Source organism: Rhizobacter sp. P2_H3, from assembly GCF_056403355.1.
Window position 1 is genome coordinate 1 of record NZ_JBFUFQ010000236.1, and the last position, 8807, is coordinate 8807.

The 8807-nt window shown below is 68.9% G+C and carries 7 protein-coding genes and 2 pseudogenes; 6 read left to right on the forward strand and 3 right to left on the reverse strand.

Translation table 11 applies throughout. The annotated features are described in order from the left end of the window. The 4 genes and pseudogenes from AC1D1T_RS26990 to AC1D1T_RS27005 form a co-directional block, all read left to right on the forward strand. A pseudogene (locus tag AC1D1T_RS26990) lies at positions 1-173 on the forward strand (VOC family protein); the annotation flags it as partial. A gap of 94 nt (positions 174-267) precedes the next feature. Beyond that, positions 268-1044, forward strand: coding sequence for a substrate-binding periplasmic protein (locus AC1D1T_RS26995; protein ID WP_465111783.1), 777 nt, complete (start codon positions 268-270; stop codon positions 1042-1044). Then, positions 1041-3746 (forward strand): ATP-binding protein, encoded by a 2706-nt coding sequence (locus AC1D1T_RS27000; RefSeq protein ID WP_477992835.1) that lies wholly within the window; start codon positions 1041-1043, stop codon positions 3744-3746. Before AC1D1T_RS26995 ends, AC1D1T_RS27000 begins: the two co-directional genes overlap by 4 nt. Before the next feature lie 183 nt (positions 3747-3929). Then, the gene (locus AC1D1T_RS27005; protein ID WP_047504686.1) at positions 3930-4220 is read left to right on the forward strand and encodes a hypothetical protein; all 291 of its coding nucleotides are present in this window, start codon (positions 3930-3932) and stop codon (positions 4218-4220) included. Positions 4221-4253: 33 nt separating this feature from the next. Here the strand turns inward: AC1D1T_RS27005 and AC1D1T_RS27010 are convergent, their stop codons facing one another. The 3 genes from AC1D1T_RS27010 to AC1D1T_RS27020 form a co-directional block, all read right to left on the reverse strand. Next, a complete protein-coding gene (locus AC1D1T_RS27010) occupies positions 4254-5225 on the reverse strand; it encodes a thymidylate synthase (RefSeq protein ID WP_047504683.1) in 972 nt (323 codons plus the stop codon). Positions 5226-5310: 85 nt separating this feature from the next. Next, complete coding sequence (locus AC1D1T_RS27015; protein ID WP_477826110.1) at positions 5311-5970, reverse strand: YiaD family glycine zipper/OmpA-like lipoprotein; 660 nt, start codon at positions 5968-5970, stop codon at positions 5311-5313. Between the two features lie 104 nt (positions 5971-6074). Continuing rightward, complete coding sequence (locus AC1D1T_RS27020) at positions 6075-7856, reverse strand: ABC transporter transmembrane domain-containing protein (RefSeq protein WP_477992836.1); 1782 nt, start codon at positions 7854-7856, stop codon at positions 6075-6077. A 146-nt stretch (positions 7857-8002) separates the two neighbouring features. Between AC1D1T_RS27020 and AC1D1T_RS27025 the strand changes: the two genes are divergently transcribed. Both AC1D1T_RS27025 and AC1D1T_RS27030 read left to right on the forward strand, forming a co-directional pair. Next, the gene (locus AC1D1T_RS27025; RefSeq protein ID WP_477842377.1) at positions 8003-8491 is read left to right on the forward strand and encodes a MarR family winged helix-turn-helix transcriptional regulator; all 489 of its coding nucleotides are present in this window, start codon (positions 8003-8005) and stop codon (positions 8489-8491) included. 118 nt (positions 8492-8609) lie between these two features. After that, a pseudogene (locus AC1D1T_RS27030) lies at positions 8610-8807 on the forward strand (hypothetical protein); the annotation flags it as partial.

Here is an 8807-nt window from a genome sequence, read left to right on the forward strand (position 1 = left end):
GGCTCACGGCGAACGGTGTGCGCTTCGCCCCCGGCGGCATCCGCAAGGGCGCGGCCGGCCACGACATCTGCTTCGTCCACCCGAAGAGCAACGATGAATTCCCGGTGGCCGGCGAGGGCGTGCTGATCGAGCTGGTGCAGGCGCCGCCGGAGATCGTCGCGGCGCTCGGCTGACCCCGGGCCCCGGGGCTGGCGCACCGAAGTGCGGCTGGCCTACACTGGGCGCCCGCGGGCTCGGGCGAACGCGGGCGGATCAGGAAGACCAGCCATGGATTCCATTGCCACTTCTGCRGTCGTAGGGGCGAGTCCGGCGAGGCGCTGGCTGCTGACCTGCTTGATCGGGTTCGCGCTGCCCCCCTCGCGCGCCGATGCGGCGCCGGCCCAGGCGGTGCTGCGGCTGGCACGCCTCGAGAACATTCCGGATCAATACGTCGGCGGCGAGATCCTGAAAGCCGTCTACCAGCGCCTGGACATCGCGATCGAGTTCGTCGACCTGCCGGCCAAGAGGGCCCTCGTCGAGTCGAGCCAGGGGCGCGTGGATGGGGAGGTGCACAGGATCCTCGCCGTGCAGAGCGAGTTTCCGTCGTTGCTGCCGGTGCGGGCTTCGATCAACTACATCGAGCCATCGGCCTTCGTGAAGCAGCGCGAACTCCGGATCGACGGCTGGAGCTCGATCGCGCCGTATTCGATCGGCATCGTTCGCGGCGTCGGCTCCTCCGAGCGTGGAACGAGCGGGATGAGCAAGGTCGAAGCGGTCGCGACGATGGAGCAGCTGATGCAGATGCTCGCCAGCGGACGCATCGATGTGGCGGTCTGCGATCGGTTCAGCGGTGTGCTGCTGAACAGGAAGCTGCGCCTCGACGCGGTGGTTCGCCCGTTGTCGCCGGCGCTGGAGCACATCCCGCTGTATCACTTCCTGCACGAGCGGCATCGCGAGCTCGTGCCCCGGGTGGAGAAGGTCGTCCAGGAGATGGAGGCCGGTGGCGAACTGGAACGCCTGCGTCGGGAGATCACGCTTCGCATGCTTCGCGAGGCCGAACGATGAGCGTTGTGTCCACGCCGGCCTGGAGCGGCGTGCGCCATGCCTTGTTCAACGGCAACGGCCTGGCCAAGCGCCTGCTGATTGCGGTGGTCCTGTTCAGCTCGCTGGTGACGACGTTCATCACGGCCGTCGATCTGTATGTCGACTACCGACGCGACTTGCGCGAGATCGACAGCGCGTTCCGCTTCATCGGGTCGAGCTACGCACCGTCGCTCGCGCACAGTGTCTGGCAGTTCGACGCGGAGGCGGTGCAAAGCCAGCTGGAGGGCCTGCTGCGGCTGCCCGACATCGAATCGGCCCGCATCGACGTCGAGGGCCGCACGCGCTGGTCGGTGGTCCGGGCCGAATCGCAGCGGCGCCTGCAGACCTCCGTGCCCCTGATGCATGAGCAAGGCGGAGCCGCCGTCCTCATCGGGACACTGCATGTGACCGCCAGCGTCGATGGCGTGCTCACGCGCATCGGGAGCCGGCTCGTGACCGCGCTGGTCGGCAATGCCGTCAAGACCGCGCTGGTGGCCGTGTTCCTGCTGCTCGTCTTCCAGTACATGGTGACCCAGCATCTGGCCAAGGTGGCGCGGCATGTTCGCAGCATCGATCCCCTGCACGCGGGGCCCGGCGATCCTCCGCTGGTGCTCGACCGGCATGCCGCCGGCCGCTGGCGTCCGGACGCGCTCGACACCGTCGTCGCGGCCATCAATGCGTTGTCGAACTCGGTGCGGCGGGCGAACCTCGAGGTCCAGGCGTCGCAGGCGCAGCTGGCCGACAGCGAGATGCGCTTGCGCCTCGGCATGGAGGCCGCGTCTGCAGGACTGTGGGAGTGCGACCTGGCCCTGCAGCGGGTCGAAGCCAATGACGAGTGCGCGCGCATCGTCGGCGTCGAGCCCTCGCAGCTGAGGCCGCAGCTCGCGTTCTGGCGCGAGCGCGTCCATCCCGACGACATCGAGGCCGTGGCGGCTGAACTGCGCAGCGATCCGGACCAGCGCACGAAGGCGCTGAGGATCGAGCTGCGGCTCAGGCATGAGCAGTTGGGTTGGCGCTGGGTCGTCCTGCGGGGCCGCATCGTCGAGCGCGACGCGCAGGGGGCGCCGCTGCGCGCGCTGGGAACGGCGATGGACGTCGACGATCGCAAGCGTGCCGAGGCGGCAGTGCGTGCGAGCGAGGCCCGATTGCGTGCGCTGACGGCCCACACGGCGGTGCTGATCTACGAGGTCGATGCGAACGGCCGCACGATCTTCGCCAACCGCGGCGACGATCCGCCGCGGCGGCGCGTTGTCGGGACCCTGGCGCAGGACTGGTATCCGCCTGAGCAAAGGGAACGCTTCAACGGCTACCTGCATGCCGCTTTCACGAGCGGCTCGCGCCAGAGCTTCGAGAGCATGCTGCCCAACGAAGCCGGCGTGCCGCGTCACTACGTCATCACGATCGCGCCGATCACCGCGGCAGACGGCGCGCGCAGCGTGGCCATCACGGCGCTGGATGTCTCGGAGCTGAAACAGGCCCAGGAGGCGTTGCTCGAGGCCAATCGTCGACTGGAGTCCCGGGTGCTGGAGCGCACCCGGGCGCTGGAAGCGGCACGCGACGAAGCCGAGCGCGCCAATCGCGGGAAGTCGGAGTTTCTCTCGCGCATGAGCCACGAACTGCGCACGCCGATGAACGCCATCCTCGGCTTCGCGCAGCTTCTCGAGATGACCGAGCGCTCGGACAAGCACGGCCACTGGCTTTCCGAGATCCGCCATGCGGGCGATCATCTGCTCGAACTGATCGACGAGCTGCTCGACCTGGCGCGCATCGAGGTCGGCAAGCTGAACGTCCGCCTGGCGCCGGTGGACCTGGATGCCGTCGTTCAAGAGGCCGTGTCGATGTGCCGCGTGGGCGCCGACGCACGGCAGGTGGCGTTGACCGCCGATGCGGGCGGTGACGCGCTGGCGGTCGTCGCCGATCGCACCCGCTTGCGGCAGATCCTGGTGAATTTCCTGTCCAACGCGGTCAAGTACAACCGCGTCGGGGGGCGTGTCGTCGTCCATCGGGATCGCAGCGCCGACGGCCRACGCGTGCGGGTCACCGTCAGCGACACCGGGCCGGGGATCGCGAGCGAAAGGCTGGCGCTGCTCTTCACGCCGTTCGAGCGTCTCGGCCAGGAGGACTCCGATGTGCAGGGTTCGGGCATCGGGCTGGCCTTGTCCAGGCGGCTGGCCGAGCTGATGCACTGCGACGTCGGTGCGGAGTCGGTCGAAGGCGAGGGCTCCCGCTTCTGGATCGAGCTGCCGCTCGCGGCAACGGACATCGAGGCCGCGGTGAGCGCGCCCCTGGCCGTGCAGCGCACGGCGCACCGGACGCTGCGTGTCCTGTACATCGAGGACAACCCGATCAACCTGGCACTGATGCAAGCCGCCTTCGAGGACCGCCCGGACCTGGAGCTGCTGACTGCCCAGGACGGGGCCAGCGGGGTGGCGATGGCCGGCGCCGAGCGGCCCGACGTGATCCTGCTCGACATCCTGCTGCCGCGCATGAGCGGCTTCGAGGTGCTGCAGGAGCTCCGGCGCGATCCGCGGCTGCGGGACACGCCGGTCGTCGCCGTGACCGCGTCGGCCATGGCCCACGACGTGGATCGAGGCAAGGCGGCCGGCTTCGCAGCCTACGTCACGAAGCCGTTCCGGTTCGACGAGTTGCTGGCGCTGGTCGTGACGCTGGGTGCCGGCCGCTGAACGCCGGACGAGCGGATGAAAGCCAGGGCTGCGATCAATTGAATTGCCGCGTCGATGGGCGCGAAAACCCGGGCCGGGTGACATGCCGGCACACACACCGTCAAGGTTTCATCAGGCCTTKTTCATGACAGCCGGCGCGCCGGCCGGTCCAATCGCGGGTTTGGCTGCGGCCAGGATCTTGTGATGACGATGAACACCGATGAACTGCTGGGCGCGGCGGAAGCGCTGGTTTCAGTCAGCGCCCGCTTCACCGAACTGCCGGTGGCCGACGACGACGCAGCGGCCGCATCGCTGCAGTGCATGCTCGCGGGCCTGATCATGACCAAGCTCGCCAAACACCTGATGGCCGGGGTCGAGCCGCCGGCAGCGCTGCGCCTGGCGGCGCTCGGCACGGCCGGGGTGGATACGCAACGCACCGCCGTCGTGGCGATGCTGGCCCGCCTGATGCGCGACGGCCAGCGATCCGACCTGTGAAGGTGCAGCGCCGCGCGTGACCCGCGCGGCCGCTCAGACCGCCATCGGCGCCGTCAGCGGCGGGTGGTGGTCGTACCCCACCAGCGCGAAATCCGACGGCTCCACTTTCTCGAGCCACTCCGGCTCGTAGCGGCCCGTCTTCGCGAAGTCGGGGATGCGATCGGACAGCTGCAACTGCGGCGCAGCGAACGGCGTGCGCGTCAGCTGCTCGCGCAGCATCCCGACGTGGCTCTCGTAGATGTGCACGTCGCCGATGAAGTAGTTGAACCAGCGCGGCGTGTAGCCGGTGAGCCGACCGACCAGGTGCAGCAGCGCCGCCCCTTCGGTCAGGTTGAACGGCGTGCCCAGGCCCACGTCGTTGCTGCGGATGTACAGGCACAGCGAGATCTCGCGCTTCTCCTGGCTGACCAGGAACTGGTACAGCAGGTGGCAGGGCGGCAGCGCCATCTCGTCGAGCTGGGCCCAGTTCCAGCCGTGGAAGAGGATGCGCCGGCTGCCGGGGTCCTTGATGATCGTGTCCAGGCACTGGCGCAGCTGGTCGACCGCCTTGTACAGCAGCACCCGCTCGGCCTCGCCGTCGTCGTAGACGGCAGTGAACTGGTAGCCGCGCGCCATGGCATCCTCGATCTGCGCCGTCTGCGTCGAATCGATCACCTTGTAGGCCGGCCAGTTGCGCCACTGCACGCCATACACCGGGCCGAGGTCGTCGGCGCCCAGCCGGTATGGGTTGGCCAGCCACTGCGCGTTGTCGTTGGCGTTCTGGTCCCACACCTTGCAGCCCAGTTCGCGGAACTCCGCCGCATTGCGGCTGCCGCGCAGGAAGCCCACCAGCTCGCCGATCGCCGACTTGAACGCCAGCTTCTTCGTCGTCACTGCCGGAAAGCCCTGCTGCAGGTCGAAGCGCAACGAGGCGCCGGGCAGGCTCAGCGTGCGCACGCCGGTGCGGTTGTCCTGCCAGCTGCCGTGGTCGAAGATGCTCTGGACGAGGTCGAGGTACTGTTTCATGGGGGTACTGCCTGCGGAAGGCGCGATTATCGGCGCAACGAAAAACGGGCACCCGAAGGCGCCCGTTCCGTCATGCGAAGAGCGATCAGGACTGCCCCGGCTCGCGCAGGAAGAGTTCCACGCGGCGGTTCTTCGCGCGGCCGGCTTCGGTGCTGTTGTCCGCCACCGGCTCGCGCTCGCCGTGGCCCGCGGTCTCGATGCGGTTCGCGGCCACGCCGCGCGTGCTCAGGTAGTCGCGCACGCTGTGCGCGCGCTCCAGCGACAGCGGGTTGTTGATCGCGTCCGAGCCGGTGTTGTCGGTGTGGCCGACGATGCTCAGGCGCACGTTCGGGTCGTTCTTCAGGCTCTCGGCGAACGGGTCGAGCACGGCGCGCAGCTCGGGCTTGATCGTCGCGCTGCCGGTCGAGAACGACACGTCGTTCGGCACGTTCAGCTTCAGCTGGTTGTCGGCCGTGCGGGTCACCTCGACGCCGGTGCCCTTGGTGGCCTGCTCCATCTGGGCACGGCGTTCTTCCTGGCGCTTCGACCAGATGTTGCCGGCCACCGCGCCGAGCGCGCCGCCGATCACCGCACCGGTGCCGGCCTTGCCGCCGGTCACCTTGCCGAGCACCGCGCCGGCCGCGGCGCCGGCACCGGCGCCGATGGCCGTGCCTTTCTGGGTCTCGCTCATGTTCTGGCAGCCGGCCAGCAGCACGGCGGTGGCGCTGAGCACCACGGCGGCGGATCGGAAGTTGCGGATGTTCATGGTCTTCTCCTGAAAAAGTCTCGCGCGCGAGCGGATTGCGAGTATCGGTCGCGCATGTTGCAGGTGTCTGTCGGTCGTCGGTAACAGTTGATGTCGGCGCGCGCTTACAGATCGAACTGCAGCGCCGCCAGCCGCGCATAGAGCCCGCCGGCAGCCGCGAGTTCCGCATGCGTGCCGGTTTCGACGATGCGCCCGTGTTCCATCACGACGATGCGGTCGGCGCGCTGCACCGTGGCCAGGCGGTGCGCGATCACGAGCGTCGTGCGATCCTTCATCGCCGATTCGAGCGCGGCCTGCACCATGYGCTCGCTCTCGGCATCGAGCGCGCTGGTGGCCTCGTCGAGCAGCAGCAGCGGCGGGTTCTTCAGCATCGCCCGCGCGATGCTGATGCGCTGGCGCTGCCCGCCCGACAGCCGCACGCCGCGCTCGCCGAGGAAGGTCTGGTAGCCCTCGGGCAGCGCGCTGATGAAGTCGTGCGCGAATGCGGCGCGGGCGGCGGCGATCACCTCGTCGTCGCTGGCCTCGGGGCGGCCGTAGCGGATGTTCTCCAGCGCATTGGCCGAGAAGATCACGCTGTCCTGCGGCACGATGCCGATGCGCTGGCGCAGCGACTGCAGTGCGGTGTCGCGCACGCTGACGCCGTCGACCGCGACCCGGCCCTCGGCCACGTCGTAGAAGCGCAGCAGCAACTGGAACACCGTGCTCTTGCCGGCGCCGCTCGGCCCGACCAGCGCCACCGTCTCGCCCGGCCGCACCTGCAGGTTGAAATCCGCCAGCGCCGCATGCTGCGGTCGCGACGGGTAGCGGAAGCTGACGCCTTCGAGCGCCACCGCCGAGCCGCCGCTCGTGCCCGGCAGTGCCGCCGCCTGCGCCGGCGAGGCGATCGGCGAGCGCGTGGCCAGCAGCTCCATCAGCCGCTCGGTGGCACCGGCCGCGCGCAGCAGGTCGCCATACACCTCGGCCAGCACCGCCACGGAGCTGACGAGGATGATCACGTAGACCACCGTCTGCCCGAGGTGGCCCGCGCTGATCTGCCCGGCGATCACCGCCTGCGTGCCCTGGTACAGGCCCCACAGCAGCGCGCCGAAGGTGGCGGTGATGATGAAGGCGACCAGCCCCGAGCGCACGCGCGTGCGGCGCACCGCGGTGGCGAAGGCGTTCTCGGTCGAGTCGCTGAAGCGCTTCGCCTCGCGCGCCTCCTGCGTGTAGCTCTGCACCACCGGCACCGCGTTCAGCACCTCGGCGGCGATCGCGCTCGAATCGGCGACGCGGTCCTGGCTGGCGCGCGACAGCTTGCGCACGCGGCGCCCGAAGTACAGCGACGGCAGCACCACGATCACCAGGATGCCCAGCACCTGCGTCATCACCAGCGGGTTGGTGATGATCAGCATCAGCATCGCGCCCAGGCCCATCACCGTGTTGCGCAAGCCCATGCTGAGGCTGGAGCCGACGACGGTCTGCACCAGCGTCGTGTCGGTGGTCAGCCGCGACAGCACCTCGCCGGTCTGCGTGGTCTCGAAGAACTCCGGGCTCTGCTCGATGACGTGCGCATAGACGGCGCTGCGCAGGTCGGCCGTGACGCGCTCGCCGAGCCAGGTCACCATGTAGAAGCGCGCCGCCGAGAACACGCCGAGCGCCGCGCCGACCCCGAACAGCGCGAAGAAGTGCCCGCGCAACGCGAGCAGCCGCTCGCCGGGATCGGAGGCGACCAGCCCCTGGTCGATCAGTGATTTCAGCGCCGCCGGGAACACCAGCGTCGCGACCGCGGCCATCACCAGGAAGACGACCGCGAGGCCGATGCGCCCCCAATAGGGCCGCAGGAACGGCATCAGCCCGCTGAGGGATCGAACGTCGCGACCGGGCGCGGGGGGAGTGGGGCTGGTCATCGGGGGGGCCTGTCGGACAGCGGGTGGCAAAAAAGTCGCATCGCACTGTAGCCGAACACGGCCGGGGCAAAGGCGGCCTTGACAATTACTGCCTAAGCAAATAAAGTCCAGGCATCGAGACAGCCAACGGACCCCATCCGACCGCCATGAGCCGCAGCCCCGTCCCCGCCGATTTCTACAACCGCGACGCGTACTGCGCCGAGGAGAGCGTGGGCTACCTGATGAAACGGATCATGCTGTCGATCAGTTCCCAGGTCGACCTGAAGCTCGGCGCGCACGGCCTGACCAGTGCGCAATGGGGCCCGCTGTTCAAGGTCTTCCATTCGGGCCACGGCAAGGCGACGGTCGCCGAGCTGGCGCGCTGGCTGCAGTCCGATGCCGGCGCCACCACGCGCCTGCTGGACCGGCTGGAGCGCAAGGGCCTGTGCAAGCGGGTGCGCAGCACCGAAGACCGACGGGTCGTCGAGATCGAGCTGACGCCGGAAGGCGAGGCCTCGATCGCCGAGGTCCCTGCCGTTCTGGCCGAGGTGCTCAACGCCCATCTGGCCGGTTTCTCGAAGACCGAATGGCAGGCGCTGAAGCTGTATCTGCAGCGCATGCTGGCGAACGGAGAGGCGTTGCGCGACGAGACCTGATCTCCCTCGCGCAGCCCCCAATAGGACAAACAAAAGTTGAACGAGGTGGACCATGCCGTCCCAATGCTTGCCTGAGCAAATACAGCCGAAACAATCATCTGACAGAAAGTCTGGTCTCATGTCCGCGATCCCTTCCCTGCAGACCCTGCGCTCGCACCGCGAGCTTCCGGCGCTGACCGCGCTGGTGGTGGCCCTGGCGTCAACGCTGGTGCTGACGCTGGCCGGCTGCGCCAGCACCAATGGCATCGCGCCGGGCGCGAAGCTGGTCGAGCCGGCCACGGTCGGCCTGGCCGAGAAGGCCGACGCAGCCTCGCCG

Excerpts from the sequence above, each read along its gene's own strand:
- AC1D1T_RS27005 (WP_047504686.1), top strand. The coding sequence starts at position 3,930 with ATGACGATGAACACCGATGAACTGCTGGGCGCGGCGGAAGCGCTGGTT.
- AC1D1T_RS27010 (WP_047504683.1), bottom strand. The coding sequence starts at position 5,225 with ATGAAACAGTACCTCGACCTCGTCCAGAGCATCTTCGACCACGGCAGC.
- AC1D1T_RS27015 (WP_477826110.1), bottom strand. The coding sequence starts at position 5,970 with ATGAACATCCGCAACTTCCGATCCGCCGCCGTGGTGCTCAGCGCCACC.
- AC1D1T_RS27025 (WP_477842377.1), top strand. The coding sequence starts at position 8,003 with ATGAGCCGCAGCCCCGTCCCCGCCGATTTCTACAACCGCGACGCGTAC.